Annotated in this window: 17 protein-coding genes; 8 read left to right on the top strand and 9 right to left on the bottom strand. The window is 56.6% G+C overall.

The window, feature by feature from the left end; genetic code table 11:
• Positions 1–31: 31 nt before the first annotated feature.
• On the bottom strand, positions 32–883 hold the full coding sequence (gene mutM, locus BUA39_RS11415) for a bifunctional DNA-formamidopyrimidine glycosylase/DNA-(apurinic or apyrimidinic site) lyase (protein WP_072793343.1): 852 nt from the start codon (positions 881–883) through the stop codon (positions 32–34).
• Between the two features lie 141 nt (positions 884–1,024).
• Between mutM and ubiE the strand changes: the two genes are divergently transcribed.
• Together ubiE and ubiB are read left to right on the top strand one after the other, a co-directional pair.
• Entirely contained in the window at positions 1,025–1,792 is a 768-nt protein-coding gene (gene ubiE / locus BUA39_RS11410; protein WP_423219942.1) for a bifunctional demethylmenaquinone methyltransferase/2-methoxy-6-polyprenyl-1,4-benzoquinol methylase UbiE, read from the top strand.
• A 1-nt stretch (position 1,793) separates the two neighbouring features.
• Positions 1,794–3,326 carry a 2-polyprenylphenol 6-hydroxylase gene (ubiB, locus tag BUA39_RS11405; RefSeq protein ID WP_072793341.1) on the top strand — a complete coding sequence of 511 codons (1,533 nt, stop codon included), beginning with the start codon at positions 1,794–1,796 and terminating at the stop codon, positions 3,324–3,326.
• A gap of 89 nt (positions 3,327–3,415) precedes the next feature.
• Here ubiB and dapA read toward each other — a convergent pair whose 3' ends face one another.
• A complete protein-coding gene (gene dapA, locus BUA39_RS11400; protein WP_072793340.1) occupies positions 3,416–4,291 on the bottom strand; it encodes a 4-hydroxy-tetrahydrodipicolinate synthase in 876 nt (291 codons plus the stop codon).
• Positions 4,292–4,504: 213 nt separating this feature from the next.
• Between dapA and BUA39_RS11395 the strand changes: the two genes are divergently transcribed.
• Positions 4,505–6,382 carry a lytic transglycosylase domain-containing protein gene (locus BUA39_RS11395; protein WP_084604943.1) on the top strand — a complete coding sequence of 626 codons (1,878 nt, stop codon included), beginning with the start codon at positions 4,505–4,507 and terminating at the stop codon, positions 6,380–6,382.
• Between the two features lie 17 nt (positions 6,383–6,399).
• Here the strand turns inward: BUA39_RS11395 and BUA39_RS11390 are convergent, their stop codons facing one another.
• Both BUA39_RS11390 and mnmC2 read right to left on the bottom strand, forming a co-directional pair.
• A complete protein-coding gene (locus tag BUA39_RS11390) occupies positions 6,400–7,266 on the bottom strand; it encodes a DMT family transporter (protein WP_072793338.1) in 867 nt (288 codons plus the stop codon).
• A gap of 2 nt (positions 7,267–7,268) precedes the next feature.
• Positions 7,269–7,940, bottom strand: coding sequence for a tRNA (5-methylaminomethyl-2-thiouridine)(34)-methyltransferase MnmC2 (gene mnmC2 / locus BUA39_RS11385; protein ID WP_072793337.1), 672 nt, complete (start codon positions 7,938–7,940; stop codon positions 7,269–7,271).
• Between the two features lie 70 nt (positions 7,941–8,010).
• Here mnmC2 and BUA39_RS11380 point away from each other — a divergent pair, with 70 nt between their 5' ends.
• Positions 8,011–9,045 (top strand): NAD(P)/FAD-dependent oxidoreductase, encoded by a 1,035-nt coding sequence (locus BUA39_RS11380; RefSeq protein WP_072793336.1) that lies wholly within the window; start codon positions 8,011–8,013, stop codon positions 9,043–9,045.
• A gap of 3 nt (positions 9,046–9,048) precedes the next feature.
• On the opposite strand, the gene BUA39_RS11375 is transcribed toward BUA39_RS11380, so the two are convergent.
• The 3 genes from BUA39_RS11375 to BUA39_RS11365 all read right to left on the bottom strand — a co-directional run bounded on the left by BUA39_RS11375 (position 9,049) and on the right by BUA39_RS11365 (position 11,377).
• On the bottom strand, positions 9,049–9,588 hold the full coding sequence (locus BUA39_RS11375; protein WP_072793335.1) for an NADPH-dependent FMN reductase: 540 nt from the start codon (positions 9,586–9,588) through the stop codon (positions 9,049–9,051).
• A 146-nt stretch (positions 9,589–9,734) separates the two neighbouring features.
• Positions 9,735–10,388, bottom strand: a complete 654-nt coding sequence (locus tag BUA39_RS11370) for a YiaD family glycine zipper/OmpA-like lipoprotein (protein ID WP_072793334.1) — start codon at positions 10,386–10,388, stop codon at positions 9,735–9,737.
• A gap of 146 nt (positions 10,389–10,534) precedes the next feature.
• Positions 10,535–11,377, bottom strand: a complete 843-nt coding sequence (locus BUA39_RS11365; RefSeq protein WP_072793333.1) for a methylated-DNA--[protein]-cysteine S-methyltransferase — start codon at positions 11,375–11,377, stop codon at positions 10,535–10,537.
• 132 nt (positions 11,378–11,509) lie between these two features.
• Between BUA39_RS11365 and nth the strand changes: the two genes are divergently transcribed.
• Together nth and BUA39_RS11355 are read left to right on the top strand one after the other, a co-directional pair.
• The gene (nth, locus tag BUA39_RS11360; RefSeq protein WP_072793332.1) at positions 11,510–12,154 is read left to right on the top strand and encodes an endonuclease III; all 645 of its coding nucleotides are present in this window, start codon (positions 11,510–11,512) and stop codon (positions 12,152–12,154) included.
• Positions 12,151–13,137: an adenosine kinase gene (locus tag BUA39_RS11355; RefSeq protein ID WP_072793331.1), complete on the top strand. Its 987-nt coding sequence runs from the start codon at positions 12,151–12,153 to the stop codon at positions 13,135–13,137. The genes nth and BUA39_RS11355 overlap by 4 nt, the downstream gene beginning before the upstream one ends.
• A 239-nt stretch (positions 13,138–13,376) precedes the next feature.
• On the opposite strand, the gene BUA39_RS11350 is transcribed toward BUA39_RS11355, so the two are convergent.
• Positions 13,377–14,195, bottom strand: a complete 819-nt coding sequence (locus BUA39_RS11350) for a sulfotransferase family protein (protein ID WP_072793330.1) — start codon at positions 14,193–14,195, stop codon at positions 13,377–13,379.
• Positions 14,196–14,343: 148 nt separating this feature from the next.
• Between BUA39_RS11350 and BUA39_RS11345 the strand changes: the two genes are divergently transcribed.
• On the top strand, positions 14,344–15,921 hold the full coding sequence (locus BUA39_RS11345) for a DUF5928 domain-containing protein (protein WP_072793329.1): 1,578 nt from the start codon (positions 14,344–14,346) through the stop codon (positions 15,919–15,921).
• A gap of 87 nt (positions 15,922–16,008) precedes the next feature.
• On the top strand, positions 16,009–16,191 hold the full coding sequence (locus BUA39_RS11340) for a zinc-finger domain-containing protein (protein WP_072793514.1): 183 nt from the start codon (positions 16,009–16,011) through the stop codon (positions 16,189–16,191).
• Between the two features lie 15 nt (positions 16,192–16,206).
• Here the strand turns inward: BUA39_RS11340 and BUA39_RS11335 are convergent, their stop codons facing one another.
• Positions 16,207–16,866: a histidine phosphatase family protein gene (locus BUA39_RS11335; protein WP_072793328.1), complete on the bottom strand. Its 660-nt coding sequence runs from the start codon at positions 16,864–16,866 to the stop codon at positions 16,207–16,209.

The raw sequence follows: 16,866 nt of genomic DNA, 5'->3' as shown, positions 1-16,866 counted from the left end.
ATTCCTTACCATCTGCGGCGGTTCAGGCAAGTTATCTTTGGCATTGCGGACAATAGAAGGATGAGCGTCCAGATTGGACGATTCGGGTGATGACCGCCCCGCAGTCAGGTGTCCTGCAGGGCTGATGTTCACGGCCATAGACATCGAAGCTATGCTGAAAATATCCAAGTTCTCCATCGGCTTGACGGAAATCCTTGAGTGACGATCCCCCTGCGGCGATTGCATCGGCCAGCACCTCTCGGATGATTGGCACAAGGGAGCGAATGCGCGACTCGGAAATTTTATTGACGTGACGTTTGGGTGAGATTTGTGCCCTGAAAAGCGCCTCGCAGACGTAGATATTGCCCAAACCCGCGACGATTTTTTGATCCAGCAGCGCCGATTTGATGGGCGTTTTGCGATGGGCGAGCTTTTGGACAAGGTAGTCTTCGTGGAAATCGTTGCCCAAAGGCTCCGGTCCGATGGAGGCCAGTAGGGGATGCGCACTGGCGGTTGCCGTGTCCAGCAAGTCCATGGCCCCAAAGCGACGCGGGTCGTTGAAGGTCACGCGTGCGCCGTTGTCCATGTGAAAGACCACGTGGTCATGTTTTTGCGGCGCAGGATGCGCGTGCAGAAATTGTCCGAGTGGATCGCCTGAAATCAACATCCGGCCCGACATGCCAAGGTGGATCAGAAGTGTTTCCCCCGTCGACAAATCTGCCAGAATATATTTTGAACGGCGGCGCAGCGTGTTCACACGGGCCCCGGTCAACCGCTCTGCCATACGGTCCGGGAAGGGCCAGCGCAGGTCGGGCCGGTTCACATCCGCTTTTGCAATTGCCACACCTTCCATCGCAGGCACGAGGCCCCGGCGGACAGTTTCAACTTCGGGAAGTTCGGGCATTTGGCTCTCCGCTTGGCTCTTTGTGCACCTTGCTACGCGATTTCGTTTCGCCCGTGTAGGTCCCGGCCGCGTTGCGTTCAAAAGACACGGCCAGAGCGCATTGTCTGTTCCCAGTCGGGGCTATATGTAATGCGGGACAAAATGAGTGACAGTGACATGACAGACGCAGATCAGAACACCACCCATTTCGGCTTTGAGACCGTGCCGGAATCTGAAAAGGCGGGGCGCGTTCAGGGCGTATTCAACTCTGTCGCCAGCAAATATGACGTGATGAACGACGTGATGAGCATGGGCATCCATCGCGTATGGAAAGACGCGATGATGGATTGGCTTGCGCCGCGGCCGGGCCAAAAATTGTTGGATGTCGCAGGCGGAACAGGTGACATTTCTTTTCGCTTTCTTAACCGCGCTGGACATGGCCATGCCACAGTCTGTGACCTGACCGAGCCAATGTTGGTCGAAGGCCGCAAACGCGCAGATGCGGAAAAGATGTCTGAGAGCCTCGATTGGGTGGTTGGCGATGCGATGGCGCTGCCATTTGAAGACAACACCTTTGATGTCTACACAATCAGCTTTGGCATTCGGAATGTGACGCGCCCGCAGGAAGCATTGAACGAAGCCTATCGCGTGCTTAAGCCCGGCGGGCGTTTGATGGTTTTGGAATTCAGCCAATTGCCTAACTCCGCGATGCAATGGGCCTATGATCGCTATTCTTTCAATGTGATTCCCCAGATGGGCCAATTGATCGCCAATGATCGCGACAGCTATCAGTACCTCGTTGAGTCAATCCGCAAATTCCCTGATCAGGACACGTTCCTTGAGATGGTGAAAGCCGCGGGATTTGAAAACGCGAAGTACCGCAATCTGACCATGGGGATCGCCGCCCTGCATTCTGGGTGGAAGATCTAATATGCGGGGACCACACAATATTCTGCGCCTGATCCGTACCGGCGCTACCTTGGAGCGCACGGGTGCCATGGGCGCTGTGATGGAGGCATTTGAGGCCCCGAAGCCATTGCGCATTCTGGCGCGGACCATCGTCTGGCCATTCCGTTGGCTTGGGATCAAGGGCGATCCAACCATGCCGCCGGTGGTGCGGGCACTAAACGCGCTGGGTCCGGCCTACATCAAATTTGGTCAGGTGCTGTCCACACGGCCAGATGTGGTTGGCAGTGATCTCGCGAAACAATTGCGCGTGCTACAGGACGAGCTGCCGCCGTTCTCAGTTGCCGAAGCCAAAAAGGCAATTTCCACGGAATTGGGGACCCCAGCGGATACAATATTTTCCGAGTTTTCTGAACCTGTCGCAGCTGCCTCTATCGCGCAGGTCCATAAGGCACGTTTGGCTGAAACCGGTCAGGTGGTCGCCGTCAAAGTGCTGCGCCCCGGCATTGAACGCGCGTTTCGCAAGGACGTTGACGCCTTCTACTTTGCAGCAGGGTTTGTGGAATTTTTCCTACCGTCTTCGCGCCGCCTGCGTCCCAATGATGTGATTGAGCACTTTGATGGCGTTGTCACCGGCGAGTTGGACCTGCGTCTTGAAAGCGCCTCGGCCAGCGAATTTGCGGACAATACGCAGAACGACGCCGGGTTTCAGGTGCCACGCGTGCTTTGGCACTATTCCGGTCGCCGCGTGATGACGCTGGACTGGGCCGAAGGCGTGCGTTTGGGTGACAATGATGCGCTGGATGCGGCAGGGCATGACCGTCATGCGCTGGGAAGCCGCGTGTTGCAGTTATTCCTCAGCCATGCGCTGCGGGACGGGTTCTTTCACGCGGACATGCACCAGGGCAACCTGAAGGTCGCCAGCAACGGTGATATCATTGCCTATGACTTTGGCATCATGGGGCATATCGATGAATACACGCGTCGCGTCTATGCCGAGATCCTGTATGGTTTCATTCAACGCGACTACCAGCGCGTCGCCGAAGTGCATTTTGAAGCGGGCTATGTGCCTGCGGATCGCAATGTCGATGAGTTCGCGCGAGCACTCCGCGCCGTCGGAGAGCCAATTTTCGGCATGGACGCCGCCAAGATTTCGATGGGTCGTCTGCTGAGTTACCTCTTTGAGGTGACCGAACGCTTTGGCATGGAAACCCGCACCGAATTGATCTTGCTACAACGCACCATGGTTGTGGTGGAAGGTGTCGCGCGGTCTTTAGATGAAACACTGAATATCTGGGACGTCGCCAAGCCGGTGGTCGGGTCTTACATCAAAGACTCCATTGGACCCAAAGCCCTTGCCAATGACCTTATGAAAACGGCGAAAGTGCTCGCACGGTTTGGTCCGCGTTTGCCGGCTTTGGTTGAGGGGGCGCTGATTGCACAGGTCACGCCGGAGGAACCAAAAGAAACGCGCCTTTGGCCTGCGTTTGCCATTGGGGCGGCACTTGGTGGCGCTGTTGCGGCCGCCGGGTTTTGGGCGGCGCTCGCATTGTTCTGATTGCCGCACAAAGGCCTAAGTTAACGACGAACAAAAAAGCCTCAGCGCGTTGCTGAGGCTTTTCGTGTTCTAACAGAGGACAGCAGTGATCAGTTGATCAAACCGGCATGGCGCATGGCCGCATCGATTTGACTCTTGGTGCTGTCCAGCAATCCGGTCAACGGAGAGCGCACCTCGTCGCTGCAAAGACCAAGCTGCGACATGGCGTATTTCGCGCCGACCAAACCCGGCTCCACAAAGATCGCCTCGTGCAGCGGGAACAACCGGTCCTGCAGGTCCAGCGCTTTGGCAAAATCGCCTTCCAGCGTGGCCGCTTGGAACTCGGCGCAGAGCCGCGGCGCGACGTTTGCCGTGACCGAGATACAGCCCTGACCGCCGTGCGCGTTAAACGCAAGTGCAGTGCCGTCTTCGCCGGACAGTTGAACGAAGTCCGAGCCGCAGGTGATGCGCTGCTGGCTGACGCGATTGAGGTCGCCGGTTGCGTCTTTGACGCCAACAATCCGAGGCAGCTTTGCAAGCTCACCCATGGTTTCAGGCGTCATGTCCACAATGGACCGACCCGGAATGTTGTAGATGATAATTGGCAGGTCGCAGCAGTCGTGCAGCGCGGTGTAATGCGCAATCAAACCGCGTTGGGTTGGCTTATTGTAATAAGGCGTCACGACAAGGCCGGCATCGGCGCCCGCGCGTTCAGCGAATTGCATAAGGCGAACGGCCTCGGTCGTGTTATTGGACCCAGCGCCCGCTATTACAGGCACGCGGCCTGCCGCAGCTTTCACAACCTCTTCGATCACGATCTCATGTTCGCTGTGGCTCAATGTTGGCGATTCGCCGGTTGTGCCAACCGGGACGAAGCCATTTGTGCCTTCAGAAATGTGCCACTCGACCAGCTTCTTAAGCGTTTCAAGATCCAGCTCGCCGTTCTTGAACGGCGTGACGAGTGCGGGAAAAGACCCTTTGAACATGACACGCTCCTTTGCTTTGCGTAGCTGGGCGAAACGCCCGGTTAAAAAGACGCGCGGACCCTAGCGGGATCATGCCGGTTTGCCAAGTTAGGGATTGGGGAACAAACCGGATGCGCATACGTTTGGGTCATATCCTTTGTCAGTCAGGAAATTGCAAGCGTGTTACGAATCCTCTGGTCCCTCATTTTGACACTCATCTGGTGCGGCAGCGCGATGGCCCAGCCCCTTTCGCAGGCCATGGATGCCGTGCGCGCCAAAGACTGGGATAGGGCCGCCCAACTTGTGCGCGGCGAAGACGATGTCGTGCGCGATATCATCGAATGGCACCGTCTGCGCGCCGGGCAGGGCGAAGCGACGGATGCGATTGCATTCTTGAAACGCCGCGCGGACTGGCCAGGTCTGCCTTATTTGCGTCAGCGCATGGAGGGGGCTTTCCCTGACGCGCGGCGCGCGCAGGTTCTAGAGTTTTTTGCAGCGCAGGAGCCACGTACAGCGAAAGGCGCATTTGCCTATGCGCAGGCTTTAGAATCGGAAGGCAAAAAGGGCGCGGCGGAGGAGACAGTGGTGCTTGCATGGCGCACCATGTCGATGACGGAAGAGCTGCAAAGCAACGTACTGCAGCGCTACAGTCGCTTGCTTAAAGACCACCATGCCGCGCGATTGGATCACGCGCTGTGGCGTGGGTGGGCATCTGATGCAGAGCGGATGTATCCTTTGGTTTCAGACGGTTGGCAGAAACTGGCAAGGGCCCGGCTGGCCCTGCGGAAGGATCAAAATGGGGTGGACGCCCTGATTGCGGCGGTCCCGGCCAGTTTGGCAGATGATCCCGGTTTGGCTTTTGAGCGCTTTCAGTGGCGCGCTCGGAAAGGTCGGAATGAGTCCGCCATCGACCTCCTCATGGCGCAAAGCAAGGCCAAGCGACTTGGCGAAGCAGGTCAATGGGCAGGCTGGCGTCGATCCCTAGCCCGCAGTGAGATGCGGGCAGGGCGTCATGCGCAGGCCTATGAACTCGCCGCTCGCCACGGTCTTAACGAGGGTAGCAGTTATGCTGATCTGGAATGGCTGTCTGGGTATATTGCGTTGCGGTTCTTGAACAAACCTCAAACCGCCTTGCAGCATTTCATCCGCTTTGAACAAAGCGTCGAGACTCCGATTTCATGGGGCCGCGCGGGCTATTGGCTGGGCCGTGCCTACGAAGCATTGGGTGACAAGGAGTCTGCGCGGCGCGCGTATGCGGGGGGTGCACAGCACCAAACCAGCTTTTATGGGCTATTGGCTGCGGAAAAGGTTGGATTGCCGCCCGAAGATGGCTTTGCAGGGGAGCGCGCGACGGATTGGCGCGGCGCACCTTTTACGCGGACGTCCGTGCATCAGGCGGCGCTTGCCTTGCTTAAAGCGGGCGAGCTGTCTTTGGCAGAACGCTTCTGGACCCACCTCGCAGAATCGCAGGACCGAGGCACGATGGCGCAAATGGGTCAGATGGCGATTGACATGGGGCAACCGCATGTCGCCGTCATGCTTGGCAAACGATTTGTGCAATATGGCCAAACGATCCACGCGCCTTATTATGCGCTCCACCCTTTGGCCAAACGGCGCGATCTGCCGGTGCCAACGGAAATGGCGCTGTCGATTGCTCGCCGCGAATCTGAGTTTGACCCAAATGTTGTCTCTGGTGCGAATGCTCAGGGCCTGATGCAAATTCTTCCGGGCACAGCGAAAGAGGTCGCAGGCAAACTGGGCCTGCCGTATTCCCGCGCGCGTTTGCTGACCGATCCCGATTACAACGTGACGCTTGGCACCGCCTATTTGGCTGGTTTGGTCGAAGAATTCGGGGGAAATGTCATCATGGTGGCGGCAGGCTACAACGCTGGCCCCAGTCGTCCAGCGCGCTGGATGGCGCAACGTGGTGATCCACGGCAACGGGGTAGCATGGATATGGTCGATTGGATCGAACATATCCCTTTCACCGAGACCCGGAACTATGTGATGCGCGTGGCTGAAAGCCTACCTGTCTATCGGGCGCGCCTCGGACGCGATCCGCTTCCCATTCCATTTAGCGAAGAATTGGTTGGGCGCACCTTGCTGAAATAGGCGCGCGTCGGCCTAGGCTAGACAGCTTGCTGCCGTTCCCGCCATAGGGCAAAGAGCCCTGCACAAATGATCAGAGCCGCCCCGGCAATCACATTGACGCGGACCTCTTCATGGAATGCGAAGAAGCCGACCATCGCGGCGAATGGCATTTGCAAATAGGCAAAAGGCTGGACGGCGCTGGCCTCGGCCACTTCGTAGGTTTTGATCAGCATCCAATGCCCGAGGATGCCCATTAAACAGAGCAGCAACAACCAACTGAGGTCCTGCGAGGCGAGAGGCTGCCAGTTGAATGCGCCAATGATTGTCATGACCACCGCTCCGACGCAGCCGGTGTAGAAAAAGCTTGTCGTGGCACTGTCTTCGGCTGACACAAAGCGGGTCATCACTCCGTAAAGCGCAAACATACTGGCCCCGATCACAGGCACAATCGCCCAAGGTGAAAACACTCCGGTGCCGGGCTGAATGATGATCAGAACACCGATGAAACCCACCAGAACCGCCGCCCATCGCCGCCACCCGATGGTTTCTTTCAAGAGCGGGCCGGACAGGGCAATGATAATCAGGGGGTAACAAACAAAAATCGCATGCGTTTCGGTCAGGCCAAGGATGGTAAAGGCGGCGACGGTCACGCAAATCTCTAGCGCGATAATCACCCCGCGCCCGATCTGAAGCCATGGGTGGCGGGACCGGATCGCCATCTGTAGCCCGCCGTTTCGGCGGGCCAACCACAAAGCAAAAGCCGCGAAAAACCAGAACCGGATCATCACGATCATAAAGACGTTGTATTCTGCAGCAAGATACCGAGACAGGCCGTCCTGCAACGCAAACAGCAGAGAGGTGAGTGTCATCAGGAGAAAGCCAAGCCTGTTGTCCGCGCGCGCCATAGCTAAACCCGCCGCGCAACGGTCATATGCCGCTTGCGCCCAAAGCCCGGTACGCGCGTCACCTCAAATCCTGCGGCTTCAAGATTGCGGCGCACGAAACCCGCCGCGGTATAAGTAGCCGAAGTCCCGCCGATGGCGGTATGTTTGCCGACTTCGGCAAGCAGTGCCTCGTCCCAGAGTTCAGGGTTCTTAGCGGGGGAAAACCCGTCAAGGAACCACGCATCTGCCTGCCAGCCCTGCTGCGCCAGAGTCGTGCGCGCATCGCCAATGACCACTTGGGCGTCGACCCCTTCGAGGGTCGATAGCGTGGGGTCATCGGCCCATGCCGTGCAAAGCCGATCAGCATAGGCCTCAAGCTCCGGGAAAGCCTCAAGCGCGCGTCGCATCTCCGTTGCCGTCATTGGGAAGGCCTCAAAACTGGTATAGCGCAGGGGCGTTGTTTGCCCGGACTGCTCCCAAGCGCGCCAAGCCGCTAGGAAATTCAGCCCGGTGCCAAACCCAAGTTCCGCTATGTGAAAGCCTGGGACAAATCGAGCAGGCAGGTCATTGCCCGCCAAAAACACGTGCAGCGTTTCATCTAACCCGTTGTCCAAACTGAAGTATGGGTCATCAAACCGTGTCGAAACGGGGATCTTCTCGTCTCGCCATTCAAGATTTGCCGACTGGTCGCTCATGCCGCTTTGTCCTAGAGAGGGAGTGAATTTGTCCGGCAGTCAGCTTTGGACAACTGGATGGGGTTTGGCAATGGTGGATGTCACAGTCATGGGCGCGGGGGCCTTTGGTCTTTCGGTCGCTTGGGCCTGTCAAAAACGCGGCGCGCGCGTGCGTGTGATTGACCCGAACGGAGTCGCCGGCGGGGCGTCTGGCGGCCTTGTCGGTGCCTTGGCACCGCATACGCCAGAGAATTGGAATAACAAAAAAGCCTTCCAGTTTGAAAGCCTGATCATGGCCGAAGACTTTTGGGCAGAGGTCGAAGCCGTCGGCGGCCAGCCAAGCGGTTACGGACGCAGCGGACGCCTACAGCCCATTGCAGATCAGCGTGCGCTCGCCCTTGCAGAGGCACGCGCTGAGTCTGCAAAAACGCTTTGGCAGGGGAAGGCGCAATGGCGCGTCATTTCTGCTGAATCCGCTGGTGAGTGGGCACCTGCTTCGCCGACGGGTTTGCTGATCCATGACACGCTGACAGCGCGCATGCATCCAAGACAGGCGTGCAACGCGCTGGCAGCCGCACTGCGCGCGAAGGGCGTTGAAATTGTGACAGAAGGGCCTGCTCAAGGGCGGGTCATCTGGGCAACTGGGTGGCAGGGGCTTTGCGACCTGTCCGAGCGTCTGGGCCGCACGGTCGGCAACGGCGTCAAAGGGCAAGCGGCTCTGTTTAAGCTAGATCGACGGGATCAACCGCAACTCTTTGCCGACGGGCTGCATATTGTGCCGCATGCGGATGGAACTGTGGCAGTTGGTTCCACAAGCGAGCGAGAATTTGGAGACGCCACCGCAACCGACGCCTTGTTGGATGATGTGATCGAACGCGCCAAACGCGCATTGCCGGAACTCACAGCAGCGCCGATCCTAGAGCGCTGGGCTGGTGTGCGCCCCCGTGCCAAAAGCCGTGCCCCGATGCTGGGTGAGCATCCCGTGCTCAAAGGCTCTTTCATTGCCAATGGTGGTTTTAAAATCGGCTTTGGGATGGCCCCAAAGGTCGGGCAAGTCATGGCTGATCTGGTGCTTGAGGGCCGAGATGAAATCCCAACGGACTTTCGGCCAGAAGCCTCGCTTTAGGGTCTATTTGCCGCGCGCAATCTCAGCCTTCAGCGCGTCCATCATCCGTTGTAACGCGGCTTCGTAGCGTTCAGAGGTCAGGCGGCCTGCCTCGTCAAATTCGGACCGTGCCCCGGCAATGGCCAATTCCGAGACCGGAAGAAACCGCACATTAAATGGCGTCATGCAGGCGCGCAGCATGGTTTGCGCACGAATACCGCCCGCACGACCAGACGCAGCGCTCATCACGGCAACGGGCTTCCCGGCCCAAGGGTTGGGCTTATGGCGACTGACCCAATCCAATGCGTTTTTCAAAACGCCAGAGATTGCGGCATTGTATTCCGGGGTGGATATTACAATCCCGTCGGCTTCTGCGATCTGATGGACCAATGTCATCGCCGCTTCTGGCAATCCACTGACCTCTTCTTCGTCGGCATCAAAGAGGGGAATGTTCAGGTCTGCCTCGATAAAGTGATCAGGATTTAACAAACGCGCAGCTTCGCGGATCAATTTGCAGTTCACGGAATCACCGCGAAGTGACCCTGATATTCCCAATAGTTTCATTGATCTGCCTCCTACCATGTCTGCTTATCAAACTATGCTTTTCGCGGCCTATCTCAAGCCGCCAACGCCGCACAGATGCGCCGCAGGTGGCGCACAGAAAGGCCCGCCACAGGGGCGGGCCTAGATATTTTCCTCTGCCGCTACGTTTATGCGTTTGGCAGGATAACGATTTCGACGCGACGGTTCTGCGCGCGGCCTTCCGCCGTCAGGTTTGACGCAACCGGCTGGTCTTCGCCCCGGCCAATAGCGCGCATGCGGCTGGAGGGAACACCCGCGTCCTGCAGGACCGCAGTCACAGCTTGCGCGCGGCGCAGGCTGAGGTCTTGGTTGTAAGCGGCGGAGCCGGTGTTATCAGTGTGGCCCAAGATTTGGATTGTGGAATTCGGGTAGGCCAATAGGTTGCCCGCGATGGCGCGCAGGTCACGCTGCAGATCAGAACGCACGAATGTGCTGTCTGTCGCAAAGAGGATATCCTGCGGCAGCGTCACGATCAGGCGGTCGCCGGTATTGGTGATAACAACATTGCCGTTGCTGACTTTACGACGCAGATCGGTGGCTTGTTTGTCTAGATCGTCGCCAATCAAAGCTCCAACGCCTGCGCCTACGGCCGCACCTCGGATCGCGCCTGCGCCTTTGTCGTCGCTGACAGCTGCGCCAAAGATACCACCAATCGCTGCACCAATGGCCGCGCCTTGTTTGGTGTTGGTGCGGTCGATGCCCGCATATTCAGGATCAGTACAAGCGGAAAGCATCAGCCCCGCGCTAAGAGTTAAACCGATGGCGAATTTAGAACGAGTCATCTGTGCCTCTTTCAACAAGCTTGTTTAAACGGACGTATGATCCGTAAACGGACACTGCGATGAGAAGGTTCCCTCAGCAAGTCGATTTGTGTGAATTATGACACAATGCCGTCGACTCGGCGAAAAACAGCCGTTGTTTCAAATCTCTAACCTGCGCGGCGCGCGCTTTCATAGGCCAGCATCGCACGTTTGACAGGCAGCCCCCAGTGGTAACCGCCCAGCCCACCGGTTTTGCGCAGGGCACGGTGGCAGGGGATGACCCAGCAGATCGGGTTGCGACCGATGGCTGAGGCCACCGCCCGGACTGCTTTGGGGCAGCCGATACTTTGGGCGATTTCGGAATAGGTGCTGACTTGGCCCTCAGGGATCGAAACCAGCGCCTCCCAAACCTTGATCTGCAACGCGCTGCCCATCAGGAAAAGCGGGGTTCTTTGCAGGGACTCAGGGCCTCCAAAAGCAGACTGGGCAAGGGGGCGAATTGTCAAAGGGTCTTCGGTGAAGGTCGCGTTCGGCCAGCGCGATAGCATATCGGCCATCGCCGCCTCGGCACCTGTTTCAGCGGCAAAGGCGATCCCGCAAATGCCTTTGGTGGTGGCCATCACCAAAGCCTCGCCAAAGGGGCTTTCAGACCAGCCCCAGAAAATTTCTAGGCCTTCACCGCCGCGCGCATATTCGCCGGGGCTCATCGCCTCCCACCTTTGAAACAGATCGTGCAAGCGGCCCGTGCCCGAAAGCCCTACGGATTGCGCTGTTTCAAGCGTGGTGAAACGTTCGTTCAACAAGGCTTTGGCATGCCCAAGCGCAAGATATTGCTGCAGCTTTTTGGGCGATACGCCTGCCCATTTCGAGAACAAACGCTGGAAGTGGGCGGGGCTCATACCCATGGCGGAACTGAGGTCTTCCAAAGACATGGTCGGCCCGCCTTGGTCGATCAATTCAATCGCTCGGCGAATTACCCCGTAGTGATAGCTTTGTTCCATATCGCTCATGGTGCTCTCCTTGACCCCAACTTACGGACAGAGCGTATCGTAATCGACCCGAATACTGCGCTTTTGCTGAACGGACGTTGAAATTTTAGCATCACCGCTCTAAGCCCTTTGGGCGCAACGAGGCAGGACAGCATGGCCAAGCAGCTAGACTATCACACGATCCGAGAGATTTTCACCCGCTTCCGTGATGCAGCGCCAGAGCCCAAAGGCGAATTGGATCATGTGAATGCCTACACATTGGTGGTGGCTGTTGCCCTGTCTGCGCAGGCCACCGACAAGGGTGTGAACCGAGCGACCGCAGAGCTGTTCAAGGTGGCCGATACGCCGCAGAAAATGCTCGACCTTGGCGAAGAAGCCTTGATTGAGCACATCAAGACCATTGGGCTTTATCGCAATAAAGCCAAGAACGTGATGAAGCTGTCTAAGATACTGGTCGACGACTACGGCGGCGAGGTGCCGAATTCCCGCGCGGCCTTGGAAAGCCTGCCGGGTGTCGGGCGCAAGACTGCCAATGTTGTCTTGAACATGTGGTGGCGCCACCCGGCGCAGGCTGTGGATACCCACATCTACCGCTTCGGAAACAGGTCAGGTGTCTGCCCGGGCAAGGACGTCGTCGCTGTCGAGCGCGCGATTGAAGATCACATTCCAGCTGATTTCCAATTGCACGCACATCACTGGATGATATTGCACGGCCGCTACACCTGTAAGGCACGTAAACCCCTATGCGGCACCTGTTTGATCCGCGATCTCTGCATGTTTGAGGAAAAGAACCTATGAGTAAGTATCAGGTTGTCGGTATCGGCAACGCCATCGTTGACGTGATCAGCCAGTCTGACGACAGCTTCTTGGACCTGATGGGCATTCAGAAGGGCATTATGCAGTTGGTCGAAAAAGAGCGCGGTGAGATGCTATACGGTGCGATGAGTAACCGCGTGCAGGCTCCGGGTGGATCGGTTGCCAACACGCTTGCCGGGTTGGGTAATCTTGGTCTCAGCACGGCCTTCATCGGTCGCGTGAACGATGACGCGCTGGGCAAGTTTTACGCGCGCGAGATGATCGCAGGCGGCACGGATTTCCCCAATGCGCCGGTCGCGGGTGGAGAGCTGCCAACCTCGCGGTCCATGATCTTTGTGTCGCCGGATGGAGAGCGATCGATGAATACCTATCTGGGCATTTCGTCAGAGCTTGGTCCAGAAGATGTCGCCGACGACGTCGCCGGTCAGGCAAAGATCCTATTCCTAGAGGGTTACCTATATGACAAGCCAAAAGGCAAAGAGGCCTTCGAACGCGCCGCAGTCTTGTGCAAAGCGAGTGGCGGGAAGGCCGGTATCTCCCTGTCTGATCCGTTCTGCGTGGATCGCCACCGGGCAGACTTCCGTCGCTTGGTCCGCGAACTCGACTATGTGATCGGTAATGAACACGAGTGGAAGTCGCTTTATGAAACCGATGACCTTGGTTTGGCACTGGAAACAGCGGCCTCTGAGTCTGGTTTGATCGTCTGCACTCGGTCAGGCCATGACGTTGTGCTCGTCCAAGGCGATGAACGGGCGTCCGTGCCTGTGAACGAAATTGTACCGGTTGATGCGACCGGGGCCGGCGATCAGTTCGCGGCGGGGTTCTTGTATGGCTACGCCACCGGTCAAATGCTCGAAGTGTCGGGCCGCATGGGGTGTGTTGCCGCTGCCGAGGTCATCAGCCATTTCGGCGCGCGCCCTGAAACGGACCTTAAGGCGCTCTTTCGCAAGGAAGGTTTGCTATAGGTGCATTGACGCTGTGTTTGATTAGGCATTTGGGCCAAAAAGAAGGTCAGGCTGCGCTCTTTTCAGGCCGGTCGGGCATTTGCCGATGCTTACCTGAAAAGAGCGACTTCTCCTTGGGCGGCCATCGGCTCCTCAGCCTGTACCGCAGCGCAATCTCACCAAATTACAGTTAACAAGCCGTTATTCTTCTTGGTCCAAATACCTTGGGGTGAGGCCACAGGCCGAGGGGCAAAGCCCCCTTAGTCCCCAAGTTTAATATGGACCTCATCCAGATCGATTTCACCGATGGGTTTTTTGTTGGCTGGGTTCTCGAAATCATATTTGAAAAGTTCAAAATCGCGTTTGTAGATTTCATAGACCAGATGCATCGACAGGTCGTCAAAATAGTCTTCGACCGGATGGGCGCGCTTGGGGCCGTGGTCGGCGGACTCATTGAAGCGCGGCACCTTCGTCAGATCAACGTCGTGTTTGGTGTCGATGTTGTTCAGGACATCCTGCATTCCGTCATTAAAGGCCTCGGTCCAGAAAATCTTGTCATAGCGACCACCGTTGGTGACAAAGGTCGATACATGGCCAGAGCTTGCAGACCAGTGGATATCCGGGTCCATCGGGCGACGCCAGCGGATGGTGTCACGGGCAAACAGAAGGAACCGGCGGAAGCTTTTGATCTGGTCAAACTCTTGTTGCCCATCCTTCCCGCCAACTTCGATCCCGTAGTTCTGGATCAGCATTGGAACGAGGTTGCCGCGATAGCGTTTGCCATTGCGTTGAACGCCGCAAATTTTGTCAAAGAAGGAGCTTAGAATGCGCGTGTAAGGGTTGCGCACGCAGGTGAAAGCATAGGTCTGCCCTGCTGCCATGACCTCTCGGATTGGTTCTTTGCTTTCATCAAGCGCCCATTTGTGCAGACCGTCTTTTGCGTCATGGATGTCGCCATCAAAATACCGGCCATGGTCCGAATAATGCATGATTTGGCCAATGGTCGAGCAAGCGCATTTCGGCACTACGCGATATACGACACTTTGACTTTCGGTCATCCATGTGCCTGGGAAACCCATATTTTATGCCTCCGGCATTCGGTGCGCTAATTTCTTAAAGTCACACATTTATTAATGCTTTAAAAAACCAGATTATAACGGTTTATTCAATCTGGGTTCATCGGTAAGCCATGAACAATCGGGTTAAAGTGGGGTTACGGTTTCTAAAATGGCAAAGATCGCATATATTCTTCTCTGCCATAAAGACCCGGAGGCCGTCATCCAGCAAGCCGAGCGCCTTACCGCGACAGGTGATTGCATGGCCATCCACTTTGATGCGCGCGCTGATGCGGCGGACTTCCGTCAGATCCAAACTGCGCTTGCGGACAATCCGAATGTGACCTTTGCCATCAAACGCGTCAAATGCGGATGGGGGGAATGGTCCCTTGTTCAAGCAACGCTTTCCGCCATCGAAGCCGCGCTCAGAGATTTCCCTAGGGCCACGCATTTCTACATGCTGTCCGGCGACTGTATGGCGATCAAGACATCTGAATATGTTCACGACTATTTAGATGACAATGATTTTGACTTCATCGAAAGTTTTGACTTCTTCGCAAGCGATTGGATCAAGACCGGCATGAAGGCAGAGCGGTTGCTCTATCGTCATTTCTTTAACGAGCGCAAACACAAAGCGCTGTTCTATAAATCGTTGGAGTGGCAGAAAAAACTGGGTCTTGCGCGCAAGATACCAAGCGACATCCAAGTGCAGATTGGTAGCCAATGGTGGTGCTTGCGCCGCCCAACGGTTGAAGCGGTGATGGAGATGGTCCGCCAACGCCGCGACGTCGTGCGCTTCTTCAAGCGAACTTGGATACCTGACGAAACTTTTTTCCAGACGCTGGTGCGTCACCTGATTCCAGCGGAAGAAATCAACGCCCGCACGCTTACGTTTTTGATGTTCACCGATTACGGCATGCCTTTGGTGTTCTATAACGATCACTATGATCTGCTGCTCAATCAGGACGACCTCTTTGCGCGCAAAATCAGCCCTGAGGCGGTGGAACTGAAGGAGCGCTTGGGGGCGCTTTACGCGACGGAGGGCGTCACCTTCAAAATTTCGGGCGAGGGGCCGAGCCTTTTTAAGTTTGTGACCGAACGGGGCCGGGTTGGGCGGCGGTTTGCCAACCGTTTTTGGGAAACCGAGGCAACATTGGGTCGAGAACGTGAGTTGATGATCCTTGTTTGCAAGAAATGGCACGTTGCAAAGCGGTTGCTTGCCAAGATCAAGCAGGAAACCAATATCCCGGCTGTGGACTACCTTTTTCAGGAAGAAGATACGGAATTGCCTGATCTTGGCGGCATCCAGTCCACCATCGAAAAACGCACACGCCACCGGCGGGCGCTTATTCGTATGCTGTTTGATTATTTCCAGACCAACCGGATGATCATCTGTCTGGACCCGGGTTCGCTTGATCTCTTACATGACTTCTACAACGACCGCTCAACAACTCGTGCGCTTGAGGTTCAGTGCAATTATTCAGAGCATTACCTAAAGGGCCACGCCGCGCGCATTGGCCTCGCCGGAGAGCAAACGCCGCAAGACACGTTCAATCGCATACTGCCCACAATTCGTCGCGATATCGAAGACGAAAGCGACGCCATTCGCGATGCGGACTTTGAGAACTACGGCCGAATTCGTGAGGTGGATGAAATTGGCGATTTCTTGAAGCCGATCATGGAATTTCTGACCGTTGGCGAAGACAAAGCTCGTGAGATCGCCATGACGCCGCATTTGTTTGCGGACTAGTCCTCCAAGCCAGAACAGCGCTTGCCCAACTACTCTGTTTGCCGCATATTCACGCCACCCAACGGCAGCCAATTAAGGGATAGAATGATGTCTATCGAAGCACCTGAAACCAAAATCGTAGAGAGCTTTCGCATCGCATGCGACGGGGGCGAAGGCGCTTTGGGGCACCCTCGGGTTTGGCTCAGCGTGCCGCATGACACTGGCTTTGTCGAATGCGGCTATTGCGACTGCAAATATGTCCACAAGGATTTTGCAGACAAAGCGGCCTGATCGGGCACTTTCGCGTTAGATATGCGTCCGCGCGTGTTGACGGTCGCGGCCTTCCAGATGCGGTATGCCGTTGAATTGGGTGAGGATTGGTCGGTCCAGCAGGCTTTGAAACCGATGTGTTGAACTGTTGAAAATGGCAAGGCACATACGCGCCCAGCCATCGGTATTCAGCGCCAAGGTCTGCTGCATCACGGTGCTGATGAAACCACCTGACGTCACGACGAGCGCCTGACCGGGACCCTCTGCTATTTCGGCAATCACATCAGTGACGCGGCTGGTAAAGGCCTCAAAGCTTTCATCCACGCCTTCAAGGCGGCCTTCTGCCCAATAGTCCAATGTTTTCGGCAAGTGACGCGCGAATTCTTCTCGGCTTTGGGCGACGGGTTCGCGGTGCTGGTCCTGCATGGCCTTTTCAAGCGAGAAATAGGGAAACTCATTCAGGCGCGGGTCTTGGATGACCTCACCATACTGGGCGGCTCCCATGCTTTCTGCTGTTTCGATATGGCGTCGCATTGTACCGGTGTAGACACGGACAAAGTGCTCTTCGGTGCGCTGAAAATGCGCTCCCAGCCACTGTGCTTGCTGGTGACCGAGATCCGACAACCGGTCATAGCTGGCTTCATCTTGTGCCCCGCTTTGTGCCTGCCCGTGGCGGACCAGTGTCATATGTGCCAT

It is taken from the genome of Cognatishimia maritima (assembly GCF_900129685.1).
In the GTDB taxonomy this organism is placed as follows: domain Bacteria; phylum Pseudomonadota; class Alphaproteobacteria; order Rhodobacterales; family Rhodobacteraceae; genus Cognatishimia; species Cognatishimia maritima.
The sequence above is the reverse complement of the archived record's forward strand: the minus strand, read 5'-3'. Positions and strand labels throughout refer to the sequence as shown.